The sequence below is a fragment of the Parvibaculum sp. genome (assembly GCF_045863935.1).
Classification (GTDB): domain Bacteria; phylum Pseudomonadota; class Alphaproteobacteria; order Parvibaculales; family Parvibaculaceae; genus Parvibaculum.
Genome location: NZ_BTVP01000052.1, coordinates 1 through 16963, shown reverse-complemented (window position 1 = coordinate 16963; position 16963 = coordinate 1). Strand labels below are relative to the sequence as shown.

Below are 16963 nucleotides of genomic sequence, written 5' to 3'. Positions count from 1 at the left end.
GCCCGCACTTCCTGCTGCTTGAGCACCACGCGAACCTCGTGGGGCAGGTCTTCGCGCTCTTCGTGCTGACGGTCGCCGCGGGCGAAGCGGCCATCGGCCTCGCCATTCTGGTCGTCTACTTCCGCAACCGCGGCTCCATCGCGGTTGAGGACATCAACATGATGAAGGGGTAAGGGGGAATGTACTCTGCAATCGTCTTCCTGCCTCTCATCGGCTTCCTGACGGCTGGCATCTTCGGCCGCTGGCTCGGGCCGCGCGGCGCACAGATCGTCACCTCCGGCCTTCTGGTCGTCGCCGCGCTCCTGTCCGTCGCCGCGCTCGTCTCGGTCGGTCTTCATGGCGAAACGGCGCGCGTCCAGGTTCTCACCTGGATCGACTCCGGCGGCTTCGAAGCCGACTGGCGCCTGCGTGTCGACACGCTGACGGCGGTCATGCTCGTCGTCGTCACCTCCGTCTCCGCGCTCGTGCACATCTATTCGATCGGCTACATGAGCCACGACCCGCATCAGCCGCGCTTCTTCGCCTATCTCTCGCTCTTCACCTTTGCCATGCTCGCGCTGGTGACAGCGGACAATTTCGTCCAGCTCTTCTTCGGCTGGGAAGGCGTGGGCCTCGCGTCCTATCTGCTGATCGGCTTCTGGTACAAGAAGCCCAGCGCTAATGCGGCCGCGATCAAGGCTTTCGTGGTGAACCGCGTCGGCGACTTCGGCCTCATCCTCGGCATCGCGACGCTCTTCCTCACCATCGGCTCCGTCGATTTCGACACCGTCTTCGCCGCCATTCCCGAACTCGCGGACAAGACCTTCCATTTCCTCGGCTACGACGTGCCGATCGTGACGACCGCCTGCCTCCTTCTCTTCATGGGGGCGATGGGCAAGTCGGCGCAGTTCCTGCTCCACACATGGCTGCCGGATGCGATGGAAGGCCCGACGCCCGTCTCCGCCCTCATCCATGCCGCAACCATGGTGACGGCCGGCGTCTTCCTCGTGGCGCGTCTCTCGCCCATCTTCGAGTTCTCGCCCTATGCGCTCACCATCGTCACGGTGGTTGGCGCGACGACCGCCTTCTTCGCCGCGACCGTCGGCCTCGTCCAGAACGACATCAAGCGCGTCATCGCCTATTCGACCTGTTCGCAGCTCGGCTACATGTTCGTGGCGCTCGGCGTCGGCGCCTACGAGGTGGCGATGTTCCACCTCTTCACCCACGCCTTCTTCAAGGCGCTCCTGTTCCTCGGCTCGGGCTCGGTGATCCACGCCATGAGCGACGAGCAGGACATGCGGCGGATGGGCGGCCTCTTCAAGCTCATCCCCGTCACCTGGGTGATGATGGTGATCGGCACGCTTGCGCTCACGGGCTTCCCCTTCACCGCGGGCTACTATTCGAAGGACGCGATCATCGAAGCGGCCTATGCGGGCCACAACCCGGCGCATATGTACGCCTTCACGCTGACGGTTATCGCCGCGCTGCTCACCTCCTTCTATTCCTGGCGTCTGATCTTCATGACGTTCCATGGGCAGAGCCGCGCGTCGAACGAAACCCTGAGCCATGTGCATGAATCGCCGCTCGTCATGCTCGTCCCGCTCGTTGTCCTCGCGGTCGGCGCCATCGGCGCGGGCATGGTCTTCGCGCCGCTCTTCATCGGTCACGCCTATGAAGAGTTCTGGCTCGAGGCAGTCTATCGCGGTGCCGAAAACCACATCATGCACGAGTTCCACAACGTGCCGGTCTGGGTGCCTTACCTGCCCACACTCATGATGGTCGTCGGCTTCGCCGTTTCCTGGCTCTTCTACATCGCGCGCCCGGACATGCCCAGGCAGCTCGCGAAGACGCATGAGCCGCTCTACAAGTTCCTGCTCAACAAGTGGTACTTCGACGAGCTCTACGACTTCCTCTTCGTCCGCCCGGCCTTCTGGCTTGGCCGCGTGCTCTGGAAGCAGGGTGACGGCCGCATCATCGACGGCCTCGGCCCGGACGGTGTTGCCGCACGCGTGCTCGACATCACGCGCGGCGTCGTGCGCCTTCAGAGCGGTTATCTCTATCACTACGCCTTCGCGATGCTGCTCGGCGTGGCAGGTCTGGTGACCTGGTTCATGGTCGGGGGAACGCACTGATGACCGACGGCAATATTCTCTCGCTCATCACCTTCCTGCCGATTGTCGGCGCGCTCATCATTCTGGTGACGCGCGGCGACGAGGCCTCCGTCGCGCGCAATGCGCGCTACGTGGCGCTGTGGACGACCTCCATCACCTTCCTCGTCTCGCTCTACATCTGGTGGAAATTCGATCCCACCACGGCGGACTTCCAGTTCGTTCAGGAAACGGAGTGGCTCGGCGGCGCGATCAACTACCACATGGGCGTCGACGGCATTTCGATGCTCTTCGTCATCCTCACCACCTTCCTCATGCCGGCCTGCATCCTCGCAAGCTGGACCTCCATCGAGAAGCGGGTGAAGGAATACATGATCGCCTTCCTCGTGCTCGAAACGCTGATGATCGGCGTCTTCTGCGCGCTGGACCTCGTGCTCTTCTACCTCTTCTTCGAGGGCGGCCTCATTCCGATGTTCCTCATCATCGGCGTCTGGGGCGGTGCGCGGCGCATCTATGCGAGCTTCAAGTTCTTCCTCTACACTTTCGCAGGCTCGGTGCTCATGCTCCTCGCCATCATGGCGATGTACTGGGAAGCGGGCACGACCAGCATCCCCGTGCTTCTCGCGCATGATTTCCCGGCGGACATGCAGGTCTGGCTCTGGCTTGCCTTCTTCGCCTCCTTCGCGGTGAAGATGCCGATGTGGCCGGTCCACACCTGGCTGCCTGACGCGCATGTGGAAGCGCCCACCGCAGGCTCCGTCATCCTCGCGGGTATCATGCTGAAGATGGGCGGCTACGGCTTCCTCCGTTTCTCGCTGCCCATGTTCCCGGTCGCTTCCGCCGATCTCGCCTGGCTCGTCTTCGGCCTCAGCCTCATCGCCATCGTCTACACCTCGCTCGTCGCGCTGGTGCAGGAAGACATGAAGAAGCTGATCGCCTATTCCTCCGTCGCCCATATGGGCTTTGTGACAATGGGCATTTTCGCTGCCACGCATCAGGGCGTGCAGGGCGGCATCTTCCAGATGCTGTCGCACGGCTGGGTCTCGGCCGCGCTCTTCCTCTGCGTCGGCGTCATCTACGACCGCATGCACACGCGCGAGATCGCGGCCTATGGCGGCCTCGTCAATCGCATGCCGCTCTATGCCGTCGTCTTCATGATCTTCACCATGGCCAATGTCGGTCTGCCCGGCACGAGCGGTTTCATCGGCGAGTTCCTGACCATCGTCGGCACCTTCAAGGTCAACACCTGGGTTGCCGCCATCGCCGCCACCGGCGTCATCCTCGCCGCCGCCTACGCGCTCTTCCTCTATCGCCGCGTCGTCTTTGGCGAGATCGAGAAGGACACGCTGAAGTCGATCATGGACCTCAACCGCCGCGAAGTGCTCATCCTCGCGCCGCTGCTGGCCACGACCATCTTCTTCGGCGTCTATCCCTCGCCGATCATGGAGGTCACCGCCGTCTCGGTCGAAAACCTCGTCGCGAACTACAACGCCGCCCTGGAGGCGCACCGGCTGGCGGGCGACACTGGCATTCTTGGCCAGGTCGCAAGCCTCTTCGCCGGAAACTAGGTCTCGGGAACGAAACAACATGGAACAAGCAGTGACCAACGTCCCGGACTTCCTGCCAGCCTTGCCTGAAATCCTCATGGCGCTCGGTGCCATGGCGCTTCTCATGTGGGGTGTCTTCCGCAAATGCGATGCGCGCGAAACGGGCATCGGCGCCATCGGCCTCTTCGTGCTCGTCGCGGCGCTGCTCGTCATCGAGCCCGACACCGCGGTTCAGGCCTTCGGCGGCATGTTCGTGGTGGACGTCTTCACCAAGTTCATGAAGCTCCTGATCCTGCTGGCCGCCGTCGCTGCCATCGTCATGTCCTTCGGCTTCATCCGCCGCGAAAACATGGATCGCTTCGAGTTCCCGGTGCTCATCGTGCTGGCGACGCTCGGCATGTTCATGATGGTCTCGGCGAACGGCCTCATCGCCCTCTACATGGGCCTCGAGCTGCAGAGCCTCGCCCTCTATGTCATCGCCGCCATCCACCGCGACAACGCGCGGGCGACGGAAGCGGGCCTCAAATATTTCGTCCTCGGTGCGCTCGCCTCCGGCATGCTGCTTTATGGCGCCTCGCTCGTTTACGGCTTCACCGGCAGCGTCGAGTTCTCGGGGATCGCCAGTGTCCTCGCCACGGAAGGTGCGAATATCGGCGTCATCTTCGGCATCGTCTTCGTGCTGGCGGGCCTCGCCTTCAAGATCTCGGCCGTGCCCTTCCACATGTGGACGCCGGACGTCTATGAAGGCGCACCCACGCCGGTCACCGCCTTCTTCGGCGGCGCGCCGAAGGTCGCGGCCATGGCGCTCATCCTGCGGGTGCTTTTCGGCGCCTTCCCCTCCATGGAAGCCGAATGGCAGCAGATCGTCGTCTTCATCTCGATCGCCTCCATGGTGCTCGGCGCCTTCGCCGCCATCGGCCAGTCGAACATCAAGCGCCTCATGGCCTACAGCTCGATCTCGCACATGGGCTTCGCGCTTGTCGGCCTCGCTGCCGGAACGCCCGAGGGCGTGCGCGGTGTGCTGATCTATCTCGTCATCTATGTGGTGATGAATGTCGGCGTCTTCTGCTGCATCCTCGCCATGCAGCGCAAGGAAGGTTATGTCGAGAGCATTTCGAACCTCGCCGGCCTCTCGCGCAACCAGCCGATGATGGCCTTCCTGCTGGCCATGCTCATGTTCTCTCTGGCGGGCGTGCCGCCGCTCGCGGGCTTCTTCGGCAAGTTCTACGTGTTCATGGCCGCCATTGAAGCGGGGCTCTATCCGCTCGCCGTCATCGGCGTGCTGTCGAGCGTCGTCGGCGCCTTCTACTACCTGCGCATCGTCAAGATCATGTATTTCGACGAACCGGCGGAACCCTTCATCCAGCCCATGCCGGGCGAACTTGCCACCGTGCTCGGCATCACCGGCGTCTTCACAATGCTCTTCTTCGTCTATCCCGCGCCGTTGATTCTGGGCGCGCAGGCCGCCGCCGGCGCATTGCTTCCGTAACGCATGACGGACATCCGCCGCTTCGACGAGATCGACAGCACCAACGAAGAGGCGCGCCGTCTCGGCGAACGTGGCGAGCAAGGCCCCGTCTGGATCGTCGCCGCGCGGCAGACGGCCGGCCGTGGCCGCCGGGGCAGGGCATGGGAAAGCCCCTCCGGCAATTTCATGGGCACGCTCTATCTCACGCCTCATTGCGGCCCCCGCGAGGCGGGCGAGCTTTCCTTCGTCGCCGCCCTCGCGGTCCATGACGCGGTCTCCTCGCTGCTCCCACCGCCGCTGCGCCCTGCGCTCCGCCTCAAATGGCCGAACGACCTTCTGCACGAGCGCGCCAAACTCGCCGGCATCCTGCTGGAGTCGTCGGGCGTTGCGGGCGCCGAGGTCGCCTGGGTCGCCATAGGTATGGGCATCAATCTCGCCGTGCACCCGCAAGGTCTCGAATACCCGGCCACCTCGCTCGCCGCCATGGGTGTGAGTGGCGTGACCCCGGACGACGCGCTCGCCGCCCTCGATGCCGCCTTCACGCGCTGGCTCGCCGTCTGGCGGGACGTGCAGGGCTTCGCCGCCATCCGCGAGGCCTGGCTGAAGCGTGCCGAGGGCGTCGGCGGGCGAATTGCCGTGCGCCTTTCCTCCGGCACCATGGAGGGCGCCTTCGAGGGCCTTGCGCCGGATGGCGCGCTGCAACTCCGCCTCGACGATGGAACCCTGCATCTCGTCTCCGCCGGAGATGTGTTTTTCGGCCCCGGCGCAGGCTGAACGAAAATGTGCAATACTCGCAAAATATGAGTACCCAAGCTTCCCCCCGTGTCGCCGATCCGCGCGACGAACTCGTCTTCCTGCCACTTGGCGGGTCCGGCGAGATCGGCATGAATTTGAACCTCTACGGCTACGGCCCGGAGGACGATCGCCGCTGGATCATCGTCGACCTCGGCGTCACCTTCGGCGACGAGCGCACGCCCGGCATCGATCTCATCATGCCGGACCCGGCCTTCATCGAGGAGCGCCGCGACGAACTTCTCGCCATCGTCCTCACCCACGCGCATGAGGATCACATCGGCGCCGTCGCGCATATCTGGCCGCGGCTGCGCTGCCCGGTCTATGCCACGCCCTTCACCGCGGCCATGGTGCGCGGCAAGCTCATCGAGGCAGGCATCGAGGATGAAGTGCCCATGCACATCATCCCTCTCGGTCACCGTTTCGACCTCGGCCCCTTCGACATCGAACTCGTCACGCTCACGCATTCGATCCTCGAGCCGAATGCGCTGGCCATCCGCACGCCGCTCGGCCTCGTCCTTCACACCGGCGACTGGAAGATCGACCCGGATCCCGTTATCGGCGGCGACATAGACGAAGCCCGCCTGCGCGCCATCGGCGACGAAGGCGTTCGCGCCATTGTTTGCGACTCGACCAACGTCTTCTCGCCCGGCACAGCGGGCTCCGAAGCCGATGTCGCGGCAAGCCTCACCGACCTTCTGAAAAACTGCGAGGGCAGGGTGGCGGTGACCACCTTCGCCTCGAACGTCGCTCGGCTCGAAAGCATCATCCGTGCGGGCGAAGCCTGTGGCCGTCATCCCGTCCTTGTCGGGCGCGGCATGCACCGCGTGGTCGCCGCCGCGCGCGAGGTCGGCTACCTCACCGATCTCCCGCGCATCGTCAGCGAGGACGATGCCGGCTACCTCCCGCGCGACAATGTGCTCCTCATCTGCACCGGCAGCCAGGGCGAACCCCGTGCCGCGCTTGCCCGCATCGCCGAGGACAACCACCCCCAGATCGTGCTGGAAAGAGGCGACACGGTCATCTTCTCTTCCCGTGTCATTCCGGGCAACGAGACTTCGATCTTCGACCTGCAGAACCTGCTCGCGACACGCGGCATTCGCGTCATCACCGAGAAGGATCACTTCGTTCATGTCTCCGGTCATCCGTGCAGGGACGACCTCGCCGCCATGTATCAGTGGATCAGGCCCGAGGTCTCGATCCCCGTGCATGGCGAGGCACGCCATCTCGCGGAACATGCCGCCTTCGCGCGCGAGCTTCAGGTGCCGGAGCAGGTCGTGGTGAGAAACGGCCTCATGGTCCGCATTGCGCCGGGGCCCGCCGAGGTCGTGGACGAGGCGCCTGCCGGCCGCATCTATCTCGACGGCGAAGTGCTCACCGACAAGGACGAGGGCGCGGTGCAGGAGCGCCTCCGCCTCTCCTTCGCGGGTTCCGTCTTCGTCAGCATCGTTTTGGACGGCAAGGGGCAGGTCCGCGGCGATCCGCAGGTCCGCCTCATCGGCGTGCCGGAGGAGGACTCATTCGGCGTTCCCTTCGAGGATCGCACGCTCGACGCCGTGGACGACGCGCTCGGGCGCCTGCCCGCAAAGCGCCGTCAGGACGACGATGCCGTAGCGGAATTCTTGCGTCGTGCTGTGCGCGGCGCGCTCCGCCGCGAATGGGGCAAGAAACCCCAGGTAGCGGTCGTGGTGACAAGGATCTGACCTTCCTTGCTCATCCCCTGAAACCCGCCTAAATATGGGCCATTGGAATTGAACCTGTAAGGAACTCCGCCGATGCTCGGTCCGCTCAATCACGTCGCCATCGCCGTTCCGGATATCCACGCCGCCGCCGAAACCTATCGCAAGAAGTTCAACGCGAAGGTCTCCGAGGCCGTGCCGCAGCCTGACCACGGCGTGACCACGGTTTTCGTCGATCTCGGCAACACCAAGATCGAGTTGCTGGAACCCTTGGGCGAGAATTCGCCCATCGCCGGCTTCCTCGCGAAGAACCCGAAGGGCGGCATCCATCACATCTGCATCGAGGTCGAGGACATCGACGCCGCCTGCGAGAAGATGACCGTCGAGGGCGTCACCATCACAGGCACCGGCAAGCCGAAGATCGGCGCGCATGGCAAACCTGTCGTCTTCCTCCACCCGAAAGACCTGAACGGCACGCTCGTCGAGCTGGAACAGGCCTGAGGCGCCGCGCCCATGGACCCGATCGCCGGCATTGCCATCTATTTCGTTCTCTGGTGGGTCGTCCTGTTTGCGGTCCTGCCCTGGGGCGTCCGCTCCCAGCACGAAACGGGTGAGGCCATTCCCGGCTCCGAGGCGGGCGCGCCCGTCCGGCCCGCCCTCTGGAAGAAGGCCCTCGCGACGACGCTGATCGCGGCCGTCGCCTGGGTTTTCGTCGCCTGGATCTATATCTACCAGCCGATCTCCTTCGACGACGTCCCCTTCATGCCGGACCTCAGCAACGAGTATTGAACTGATCCTTCACCTCCCCCTCGTGGGGAGGTCGGAACGCGTAGCGTTCCGGGTGGGGGTCTCTGAGCATCCTGCCGGCCCGCGCAGCGGACAAAAAAGCAAGGTCCGCTTTCGCGGCCCGGTCCGCGCAGCGGACAAAAAAAAGCAAGGCCCGCTTTCGCGGCCTTGCTGCTTTAGTGTTCCCTCGTGTCGCGCCTTCGCAATCCTTTTCGGACCGTCGAAGTCTGCGTTCCCTCCCTAAACTTGGGCTTACGCTTTCGCTTTATCCCTTTTTGTAGGAGGGACTATAGCCAGCCTGCGGCGAGGTGTCACGCCCCTTTTTGCTGCGAATGAAATTTTTGCAGCGTTATGAACCCGCTTGGGTAATTTCCGAACGATGTCTAACGCCGGCATGGCATTTCATTGCAGGGCGAGTTTCACCATGAAGGCGAGCGCGATGACCGACACCGCCCAGTTGAGGTCCTGCGTCCGTCCCGAGAGAAGCTTGATCGCCGCATATGAAATGACGCCAAGCCCGATCCCGCTCGCGATCGAATAGGTGAAGGGAATGGCAAGCGCGGTGACGAGCGCGGGCGCCGTCTCGGTCACGTCTTTCCAGTCGAGATGGGCAAGGCTCCGCGCCATCAGGCAGGCGATGAAGACGAGGGCGGGCGCCGTCGCGTAGACGGGCACGGTTTCGGCGAGCGGCGCGAGAACGAGGCTCGCAACAAAAAGCACGGCCACGGTAACGGCCATCAGCCCCGTCCGGCCGCCCGCTTCGACGCCCGCCGCGCTCTCGATATAGCTCGTGGTGGACGACGTGCCGAGCGCCGCCCCGATGATGGTCGCCGACGAATCCGCCACCATCGCCTTGCGCAGCCGCGGCAGCTTTCCCTCCGCATCCGCCATGCCCGCATGCTGTCCGACGCTGAGCAGCGTCCCCGTCGTATCGAGAAGATCGACCAGCAGGAACACGAAGACGATGGTCACGAACCCGGCGCTGATCGCGCCCGCGAGGTCCATCTCCAGGAAGGTGGGCGCGAGGGAAGGGGGCGCCGCCGCGATGCCGTGCAGCGGTTGCCATCCGGCCAGAACGGCGACAGCCGTCACGGCAAGGATCGTCACCATGATGGCGCCGGGCACCCGCCGGTATTGCATGGCCACAAGCGCCACGAAACCCGTCATCGCGAGCAGCGTTCCCGGCACGGCGAGATTGCCGAGCGTCACCAGCGTTACGGGATGGTCCGCCACGATGCCTGCATTTTCGAGCCCGATCAGCGCGAGAAAGAAACCGATACCCGCACCGATCCCGTATTTGAGCGAACGCGGGATCGAGTTCACCAGCTTCTCGCGCAGCGGCGACAGCGAGAGCAGCAGGAACAGCACGCCGGAGAGAAACACCCCGCCAAGCGCGAGCCGCCAGTCGCCGCCGAATTGCGGCACAACCGTATAGGCGAAATAAGCGTTGAGCCCCATGCCCGGCGCGAGCGCGACAGGGTAGTTCGCATAAAGCCCCATGATGAGCGAGCCCGCCGCCGCCGCCAGGCACGTCGCGACGAAGACCGCGCCGAAATCCATCCCCGCCGCGGCGAGGATCGCCGGGTTCACGAAGATGATATAGGCCATGGTGAGATAGACCGTGAGCCCCGCAACGATCTCGGTACGGACAGTCGTACCGTTTGTCTTCAGCGCGAACAGCCGGTCGAGCAGCCCTTCATTATTGTCGTTCACCGTTTTCCCCCTTAACCCCTCCACGTCATTGCGAGGAGCGACGCGACGAGTAAAATCCCCGCAACAATTCCTTAAAGCCCCCGCGCGCAGGATGAAAGCATGATGAAGCGCCTTTACATCCTTCCGGCCCTCCTTCCGGTCCTTGGGGGCTCCGCCGCCCATGCGGCTGAACTCGCCGGCAGCGCCGCCCCGCGCATCGTCGAAATCTCGGAAGACGACTGCCGCCGCATCGCCCCCTATCTCCCGGGCGAGGCGGACTATGTGCCGGGCGTGGCCGCCAATGGCAGCGCCGTCACCCCCGCCGATATCGATGGCGGTTACCGCTATGGCCTGCGCCCCCTTTACGAATTCGACGTGACGCTCGATCCGCTCGCCGGCCGAAATCCCGCTTTCAATTCGGCCACGGAAATGACGGTCGCCCGCATCGTCATCGACACCCGGACGGGCCACGCCACCATAGACGGCGAGGACATCTCCGGTGTGGACCATGCGCTGGCCGAGGCCTGTGCAAGATTGCATCAGGTCCGGCCGAAATAGCCTTGCCGCCTTCCGGAGAGCCCAGCTTTCATTGACAGCCCTTTCCCCAGCCCGCACCCTTCAGGCGGGTAAGGGCAGGGTGTAGGCTGATGATTTCTCGCTGGCGCAAAGCCGCGTTCGTTCTCTTGTGCGCTTCGTTCGTGGTCATGAGCATGGGCCCCGCCGCTCACGCGCAGGACGCGCGCTGGCGCATCACCAAGGAGCGCTGGAGCGAGAGCGACGAAAAGGCATGGCAGGACTTCGTGGCAGGCCTCGGCGCCGCCGATTGCTGGACCTTCGACCAGTGCATCAAGAGCCCAGCCAATCCCTATCGCCATACCGATCCGAAAACCCGCTTCTATGTCGATTGCGCGGACATGCCCTATGTCCTTCGCGCCTATTTCGCCTGGAAGAACGGTCTGCCCTTCGCCTGGCAGTCGGCCATGCAGTCGGCGGACGGGCCGGGCGGCGACATCCGCTATTCCTCTTATGGCAATGTCGTCGTCGCCCGCGACAGTGTTCCGCGCACGGCCAATGGCGTCAGCGCGATCCCCATCCTGCATACGCTCGTGAACGTCGTCTCGACGGCCATGTTCCGCCGCAACGCGCTTGCCGACGATCCGGTGATGTTCTCCGACACCTATTCGCCGCGCCTCGACCGCGAGGCGATCGTGCCCGGCACCGTCACCTATGACGTGAACGGCCACGCCTCGCTCGTCTGGCGCGTCGAATCCGGCGGCCGCATTCTCATCTTCTCCTCGCATCCCGATCATTCGCTGAGCCGCAGCTTCCTCGGCAAGGAGTTCCTGCGCACCGGACCGGAACTCGGCTCCATCTTCCAGAAGTTCCGTCCCCTCGAAGTCGTCGGCGCGACGCGCGCCCCGAACGGTGCCCTCGTCGGCGGGCGCATCGTCGCCGCATCCAACGCCGACATTCCGGACTTCTCCCTGGAGCAGTATCAGGGCAATCCGGCCGGCGACCCGCATCGCTGGCGCTCGGCGTCATGGATGTGGAACGGCGAGAATCTCGACTTCTACACCTATCTCCGCTCGCGCCTCTCGGCGGGCGAACTCGAATACAGGCCCGTCGAGGAATTGCGCGCAATGATGCAGTCGCTCTGCTTCGACCTGCGCTCGCGCAAGCAGGCCGTCGAAATTTCACTCGGCCGCGGCATCCAGAACACCTCCCCGCCGTCCCGCCTGCCGCGCAACATCTACGGCACGGACGGCGTCTGGGAGCTTTATTCCACGCCCTCGCGCGACGCCCGCCTCAAGACCGGCTTCAAGGAGATGTACGATCTCGTCGTCGAGTTCATCAAGATGGACATGGTCGACGCCCCGCGCCTCAAATATGACGGCAACGACCTCGCGGGCGATCTTCTCGCCGCCTATCGGGAACAGAACGCCGCCTGCGACATCTCCTATGTGAACTCGGCCGGCCGCACGGTCGAACTCTCCATCGACACGATCGTCGGCCGCCTCTACGACCTCTCCTTCGATCCCTATCAATGCGTCGAGCGCCGCTGGGGCGCGTCCGGCGCGGAGCGGGCCACCTGCCGCGACGGCGCGGAAAAGACCCGCTGGTACGAGGCGCAACGCTACCTCCGCAACCAGATCGACCGCACCTACGACGTCGATATGGGCTACTCGGTCGCGGAGCTCGAAACCGGTCCTTGGGGCCTGCGCACGGGCAGGGGCGTCGAAGAGGGCCCCGAGGTCGATATCCGCGCTTATCTCGAAGGCCTCGCTTCCCGCCGCACCGCCAGCGGCGAGATTGCGTTGCCGCCCGCGACCCCCTAAAACGGAGCCCTGTTTTCAGGCTCCGGCGGGCCGCTTCGTCCCGCCTCGCGCCGCCCCTCGCCGGGGCCGCCGCTTTCGGGATCATCATGCGCCTTTCCAGATATTTTCTGCCCACCCTCCGGGAAAACCCGGCCGAAGCCCAGATCGTCTCCCACCGGCTGATGCTGCGCGCGGGCCTCGTCCGCCAGACGGCCGCCGGCATCTATGCCTGGTTGCCGATGGGCCTTGCCGTGCTCCGCAACATCGAGAAGATCGTCCGCGAGGAGCAGGCGAGGGCGGGCGCCGTCGAACTCCTCATGCCGACGCTCCAGTCCGCCGACCTCTGGCGCCAGTCGGGCCGCTACGACGCCTATGGCCCCGAAATGCTCCGCATCAAGGATCGCCACGAGCGCGACATGCTCTACGGCCCCACCAACGAGGAGATGATCACCGAGATATTCAAGGGGGCCGTGAAGTCCTACCGCGACCTGCCGCGCAATCTCTTCCACATCCAGTGGAAGTTCCGCGACGAGATCCGCCCCCGCTTCGGCGTCATGCGCGGCCGCGAATTCCTGATGAAGGACGCCTATTCCTTCGACCTCGACGTCGAGGGCGCGCGCCGCGCCTACCGCAGGATGTTCGTCGCCTATCTGCGCACCTTCGACCGGCTGGGCCTGCGCGCCATCCCCATGGCCGCCGACACCGGCCCCATCGGCGGCGACATGAGCCATGAATTCATCATCCTCGCCGAAACGGGCGAGAGCGCGGTCTTCTGCCACCGCGACCTCGTGGACATGCCCGTCCCCGGAAACGATGTCGACTACGACGGCGACCTCACCCCCGTCATCGCCGCGCGCACCGATCTCTACGCCGCGACCGACGAGAAGCACGACGCCGCCGCATTCGAGACGCAGGTCCCGCAGGACAAGCGCCTCTCCGCCCGCGGCATCGAGGTCGGCCACATCTTCTTCTTCGGCACCAAATATTCGCAGGCCATGGGCTGCGTCGTCGCCGGGCCGGACGGCAAGGAAACGCCGCTCCAGATGGGTTCCTACGGTATCGGCGTCTCGCGCCTCGCCGGCGCCATCATCGAGGCGAGCCACGACGACAACGGCATCGTCTGGCCGGATGCCGTCGCGCCCTTCAAGGTCGGTCTCGTGAATTTGAAGAGCGGCGACGCCGAAACCGATGCCGCCTGCGAGGCGCTTTATGCGAAGCTCGAAGCCGCCGGCGTCACCGTCCTCTATGACGACACGGAAGAGCGCGCCGGTGCGAAATTCTCGACCATGGACCTCATCGGCCTGCCCTGGCAGCTCGTCGTCGGTCCGCGCGGCCTCAAATCCGGCACGGTCGAGCTGAAGCGCCGCGCCACCGGCGAAAAGGAAGAACTGTCCGCCGAAGCCGCCCTCGCGAAGATATTGGGCTGACGACCTTGGAGAGGGACATCCGTTTTCCGTTTTTCGCTTGCGAAAAACGGCAAGGCCGACCGGCCGCCGCGCCTTATGGCGCGTAAGCCAAGCCGCCGGAGGGCGGCGCCGGCGATTGAGGATAAAAAATGACGGACGCCACATACCCTGAAAAGAAAGCCGGCCGCGCCCGCGCCTTCGGTGCCTTCGAATGGCTGCTCGCCATGCGCTACCTGCGCTCGCGCCGCCGCGAGGGCATCGTCTCCGTCATCGCGGGCATCTCCTTTGCGGGCATCATGCTCGGCGTCGCCACGCTCATCATCGTCATGTCGGTGATGAATGGTTTCCGCACCGAGCTTCTCTCCCGCATCCTCGGCCTCAACGGCCACATGTTCGTGCAGGGCGTCGGTTCCAACATCGTGAACTACGATCAGGTGGCCGAGCGCGTGCGCGGCGTTGCGGGCGTCGTGAGCGTCATCCCGCTGGTCGACGGTCAGGTCATGGTGCAAAGCGCGCGCAGCGCGACCGGCGCTCTCGTGCGCGGCATGCGCGAGAACGACCTGAAAAGCCTCGGCATCGTCTCGGACAATATCGTCGTCGGCTCGCTCGACGGGCTGGACGAGGGCGGCGTCGCCGTGGGCTCGCGCCTCGCCGCCAATCTCGGCCTCACCGTCGGCGACAACATCACGCTCCTCTCGCCGCGCGGCGCGATCACGCCTTTCGGCACTGCGCCCAAGGTCGGCGCCTTCCCCATCGGGGCGATCTTCGAGATCGGCATGTCCGAATACGATGCGAGCTTCGTCTTCATGTCGCTCGACGAGGCACGCGCCTTCTTCCGCACCTATGAAGGCGTAAGCGCCCTCGAAGTCCGCATCGAAAATCCAGACCGCGTGAACAACGCCGTGCAGCCCATCGCCATGGCCGCCGGTCCCTGCTGCGCCATCTTCACCTGGCAGCAGCGCAACGAAAGCTTCTTCTCCGCGTTGCAGGTCGAGCGCAACGTGATGTTTTTGATCCTCACGCTCATCCTCATCGTCGCCTCGCTCAACATCATCTCCGGTCTCATCATGCTGGTGAAGGACAAGGGCAGGGACATCGCGGTGCTGAGAACGATGGGCGCAACGCGCGGCGCCGTCATGCGCGCCTTCTTCATCTCCGGCGCCTCCATCGGCGTCACGGGCACATTGGCGGGCTTCCTGCTCGGTCTCGTCTTCTGCCTCAACATCGAGACGCTGCGTCAGTGGATTTCCGATCTGTCGGGTACGGAGCTTTTCTCGCCGGAAGTCTATTTCCTCAGCCACATGCCGGCCGAGGTCGACGCAAGCGAGGTCACAGCGGTCGTGCTGATGGCGCTCTTCCTTTCCTTCGCGGCGACGCTCTATCCCGCATGGCGCGCCGCCTCGCTCGATCCGGTGGAGGCGCTCCGCTATGAATGACGCACCCGTTCTCTCCCTTCGCGGCATCACCCGCACCTTCAGGCAGGGCGATGCCGAACTGCGCATCTTCGCAGGCGCGGACCTCGATATCTGGCCGGGCCAGATCGTCGCGCTGGTCGGCCCGTCCGGTTCCGGCAAATCCTCGCTCCTCCACATCGCGGGCCTGCTCGAAGCGCCGAATGCGGGCGAGGTCTGGATCGGCGGCATCGAGGCTGTCGGCCTGTCGGACGCGCGCCGCACCGCCATCCGCCGCGCCGATCTCGGCTTCGTCTATCAGTTCCACAATCTCCTGCCCGAATTCTCGGCGGTGGAAAATGTTGTCCTCCCGCAGATGATCGCGGGCGCCGGCAAGCGCGAGGCGCGCGCCTTTGCGATGGACCTCCTGACCCGCATGGGCCTTGGCGGCCGGGCCGGGCACCGCCCGGCGGAGCTTTCGGGTGGCGAGCAGCAGCGTGTCGCCATCGCCCGCGCGCTGGCGAACCGCCCGCACGTCCTCCTCGCCGACGAGCCGACCGGCAACCTCGATCCGAAAACCGCGCGCATGGTCTTTGCCGAGCTCCTGAACATCTGCCGCTCGCAAGGCGTCGCCGCCCTCATCGCCACCCACAATCTCGACCTCGCGGGCCACATGGACCGCGTCGTCCTCCTCCACGAGGGCAAGCTCCACGAAGGCAGCGACATCGCCGCCGAGTATCAGAGCCTCTGATCCTCAAATAAGCATGTCACCCCCGGCGAAAGCCGGGGTCCATGGGCGGTGCGTCATTGTCGCGCCACCCCCGCTTTCCCTTGAGCCTCCACCAACTGGAAGGTCTATTCTGAAAGTCCAATCAGGAGGCCGCCCCATGACCCGCATCTCCCGCCGCTCTTTCGTCCTCTCCGCGCTCGCCGCTGCCATGCTGGCCGCCACCGGGCTTCCCGCCCATGCCGCATCCGAGACCCTTGAGGTCTACAAGACGCCCTGGTGCGGCTGCTGCACCGCCTGGGTGGACCATATGCGCGAGGCAGGCTTCGCGGTTCGCGTGACGGAGATGGATGACCTCGAGCCCTTCAAGGCCCGCCATGGCGTCACCGAGGAGCTCGCCTCCTGCCACACGGCGCTCATCGGCGGCTATGTCGTCGAGGGCCACGTGCCCGCTTCCGGCGTCGCCCGCCTTCTGAAGGAACGCCCGGAGGCAACAGGCCTCGCCGTTCCCGGCATGCCCATGGGCTCGCCGGGCATGGAGATGGACGGCCACTCGGAGCCCTACGAGGTCGTCCTCTTCGCTCCCGGCAAGCGCGAAACCTTCACCCGCTATTGATAGGTAACCGGAGTTTGTTGCCGGTGCGCATTGGTCCGCCAGAATTTTATTTCGACGCGGCATAAAAATGGGGGCCGAAGGGCCCCCACTGATTTCGTTGCATGCTAATGATTTAAGCAGCCATTTTATCTTCGCTTTCAGCCTGCTGATTGCGTGCAAAGAAACTGGTCTTCTTAAAAGCGTCCAGACCTGTTTTCTCCAATGCCTTCGCTACAGCGGCGAAAATACCCGCTTTGATACTTTGGTCCATCATCATCAGTCCCTACTCCGTCTCAGCGTTAGGCCGAGGTTTCAGTGCTTACCAGTCTTATGCCGGTAATGCGTTTATTCTTAGTTATATATAGCCACGAGCCTCTTATTTGCACAGACTCAAAAATAGCTTGTTCTCCTAAAACTATACCAAGTGACGTGAGCCCCTGAACTTCCTCCAGATTTGAGTAGAGTCCGTCAATTGAAG

Annotated in this window: 16 protein-coding genes; 14 read left to right on the top strand and 2 right to left on the bottom strand. The window is 64.4% G+C overall.

The genetic code is table 11. The features are described from left to right. The 8 genes from ACKUUH_RS15730 to ACKUUH_RS15695 form a co-directional block, all read left to right on the top strand. Positions 1 to 173, top strand: a 173-nt coding sequence (locus tag ACKUUH_RS15730) for an NADH-quinone oxidoreductase subunit K (protein WP_407950848.1), incomplete at its 5' end; no start/stop codon positions are given. A gap of 6 nt (positions 174 to 179) precedes the next feature. Beyond that, positions 180 to 2111, top strand: coding sequence for an NADH-quinone oxidoreductase subunit L (nuoL, locus tag ACKUUH_RS15725; RefSeq protein WP_407950847.1), 1932 nt, complete (start codon positions 180 to 182; stop codon positions 2109 to 2111). Continuing rightward, a complete protein-coding gene (locus ACKUUH_RS15720; RefSeq protein ID WP_322314461.1) occupies positions 2111 to 3655 on the top strand; it encodes an NADH-quinone oxidoreductase subunit M in 1545 nt (514 codons plus the stop codon). The genes nuoL and ACKUUH_RS15720 overlap by 1 nt, the downstream gene beginning before the upstream one ends. Positions 3656 to 3674: 19 nt before the next feature. Further along, entirely contained in the window at positions 3675 to 5123 is a 1449-nt protein-coding gene (gene nuoN, locus ACKUUH_RS15715; RefSeq protein ID WP_407950846.1) for an NADH-quinone oxidoreductase subunit NuoN, read from the top strand. A gap of 3 nt (positions 5124 to 5126) precedes the next feature. Then, the gene (locus tag ACKUUH_RS15710) at positions 5127 to 5876 is read left to right on the top strand and encodes a biotin--[acetyl-CoA-carboxylase] ligase (protein ID WP_407950845.1); all 750 of its coding nucleotides are present in this window, start codon (positions 5127 to 5129) and stop codon (positions 5874 to 5876) included. Positions 5877 to 5902: 26 nt separating this feature from the next. After that, positions 5903 to 7597, top strand: a complete 1695-nt coding sequence (locus tag ACKUUH_RS15705) for a ribonuclease J (protein WP_407950844.1) — start codon at positions 5903 to 5905, stop codon at positions 7595 to 7597. Positions 7598 to 7669: 72 nt separating this feature from the next. After that, on the top strand, positions 7670 to 8074 hold the full coding sequence (mce, locus tag ACKUUH_RS15700) for a methylmalonyl-CoA epimerase (RefSeq protein ID WP_322314457.1): 405 nt from the start codon (positions 7670 to 7672) through the stop codon (positions 8072 to 8074). A 12-nt stretch (positions 8075 to 8086) separates the two neighbouring features. Then, positions 8087 to 8362, top strand: a complete 276-nt coding sequence (locus tag ACKUUH_RS15695) for a DUF1467 family protein (RefSeq protein ID WP_407950843.1) — start codon at positions 8087 to 8089, stop codon at positions 8360 to 8362. Positions 8363 to 8761: 399 nt separating this feature from the next. On the opposite strand, the gene ACKUUH_RS15690 is transcribed toward ACKUUH_RS15695, so the two are convergent. Further along, positions 8762 to 10072, bottom strand: coding sequence for an NCS2 family permease (locus ACKUUH_RS15690; RefSeq protein ID WP_407950842.1), 1311 nt, complete (start codon positions 10070 to 10072; stop codon positions 8762 to 8764). Between the two features lie 99 nt (positions 10073 to 10171). Between ACKUUH_RS15690 and ACKUUH_RS15685 the strand changes: the two genes are divergently transcribed. The 6 genes from ACKUUH_RS15685 to ACKUUH_RS15660 all read left to right on the top strand — a co-directional run bounded on the left by ACKUUH_RS15685 (position 10172) and on the right by ACKUUH_RS15660 (position 16506). Beyond that, a complete protein-coding gene (locus ACKUUH_RS15685) occupies positions 10172 to 10609 on the top strand; it encodes a hypothetical protein (RefSeq protein ID WP_407950841.1) in 438 nt (145 codons plus the stop codon). Between the two features lie 146 nt (positions 10610 to 10755). Beyond that, entirely contained in the window at positions 10756 to 12387 is a 1632-nt protein-coding gene (locus ACKUUH_RS15680; protein WP_407950840.1) for a hypothetical protein, read from the top strand. A gap of 86 nt (positions 12388 to 12473) precedes the next feature. Next, complete coding sequence (proS, locus tag ACKUUH_RS15675; protein WP_407950839.1) at positions 12474 to 13793, top strand: proline--tRNA ligase; 1320 nt, start codon at positions 12474 to 12476, stop codon at positions 13791 to 13793. A gap of 128 nt (positions 13794 to 13921) precedes the next feature. Then, a complete protein-coding gene (locus ACKUUH_RS15670; RefSeq protein WP_407950838.1) occupies positions 13922 to 15208 on the top strand; it encodes a lipoprotein-releasing ABC transporter permease subunit in 1287 nt (428 codons plus the stop codon). Beyond that, positions 15201 to 15914 carry an ABC transporter ATP-binding protein gene (locus tag ACKUUH_RS15665; RefSeq protein WP_407950837.1) on the top strand — a complete coding sequence of 238 codons (714 nt, stop codon included), beginning with the start codon at positions 15201 to 15203 and terminating at the stop codon, positions 15912 to 15914. Before ACKUUH_RS15670 ends, ACKUUH_RS15665 begins: the two co-directional genes overlap by 8 nt. Before the next feature lie 136 nt (positions 15915 to 16050). Continuing rightward, positions 16051 to 16506, top strand: a complete 456-nt coding sequence (locus tag ACKUUH_RS15660) for a DUF411 domain-containing protein (protein WP_407950836.1) — start codon at positions 16051 to 16053, stop codon at positions 16504 to 16506. A 112-nt stretch (positions 16507 to 16618) separates the two neighbouring features. On the opposite strand, the gene ACKUUH_RS15655 is transcribed toward ACKUUH_RS15660, so the two are convergent. Further along, on the bottom strand, positions 16619 to 16762 hold the full coding sequence (locus ACKUUH_RS15655; RefSeq protein WP_407950835.1) for a hypothetical protein: 144 nt from the start codon (positions 16760 to 16762) through the stop codon (positions 16619 to 16621). Positions 16763 to 16963: the final 201 nt, after the last annotated feature.

What these genes read in the sequence shown, in the direction of transcription:
- nuoN (WP_407950846.1), top strand. Translation starts at nt 3,675, where the DNA reads ATGGAACAAGCAGTGACCAACGTCCCGGACTTCCTGCCAGCCTTGCCT.
- ACKUUH_RS15655 (WP_407950835.1), bottom strand. Translation starts at nt 16,762, where the DNA reads ATGATGATGGACCAAAGTATCAAAGCGGGTATTTTCGCCGCTGTAGCG.
- ACKUUH_RS15705 (WP_407950844.1), top strand. Translation starts at nt 5,903, where the DNA reads ATGAGTACCCAAGCTTCCCCCCGTGTCGCCGATCCGCGCGACGAACTC.
- ACKUUH_RS15710 (WP_407950845.1), top strand. Translation starts at nt 5,127, where the DNA reads ATGACGGACATCCGCCGCTTCGACGAGATCGACAGCACCAACGAAGAG.
- ACKUUH_RS15680 (WP_407950840.1), top strand. Translation starts at nt 10,756, where the DNA reads ATGAGCATGGGCCCCGCCGCTCACGCGCAGGACGCGCGCTGGCGCATC.
- mce (WP_322314457.1), top strand. Translation starts at nt 7,670, where the DNA reads ATGCTCGGTCCGCTCAATCACGTCGCCATCGCCGTTCCGGATATCCAC.
- ACKUUH_RS15660 (WP_407950836.1), top strand. Translation starts at nt 16,051, where the DNA reads ATGACCCGCATCTCCCGCCGCTCTTTCGTCCTCTCCGCGCTCGCCGCT.
- proS (WP_407950839.1), top strand. Translation starts at nt 12,474, where the DNA reads ATGCGCCTTTCCAGATATTTTCTGCCCACCCTCCGGGAAAACCCGGCC.
- ACKUUH_RS15685 (WP_407950841.1), top strand. Translation starts at nt 10,172, where the DNA reads ATGATGAAGCGCCTTTACATCCTTCCGGCCCTCCTTCCGGTCCTTGGG.
- ACKUUH_RS15665 (WP_407950837.1), top strand. Translation starts at nt 15,201, where the DNA reads ATGAATGACGCACCCGTTCTCTCCCTTCGCGGCATCACCCGCACCTTC.
- ACKUUH_RS15670 (WP_407950838.1), top strand. Translation starts at nt 13,922, where the DNA reads ATGACGGACGCCACATACCCTGAAAAGAAAGCCGGCCGCGCCCGCGCC.
- ACKUUH_RS15695 (WP_407950843.1), top strand. Translation starts at nt 8,087, where the DNA reads ATGGACCCGATCGCCGGCATTGCCATCTATTTCGTTCTCTGGTGGGTC.
- nuoL (WP_407950847.1), top strand. Translation starts at nt 180, where the DNA reads ATGTACTCTGCAATCGTCTTCCTGCCTCTCATCGGCTTCCTGACGGCT.
- ACKUUH_RS15720 (WP_322314461.1), top strand. Translation starts at nt 2,111, where the DNA reads ATGACCGACGGCAATATTCTCTCGCTCATCACCTTCCTGCCGATTGTC.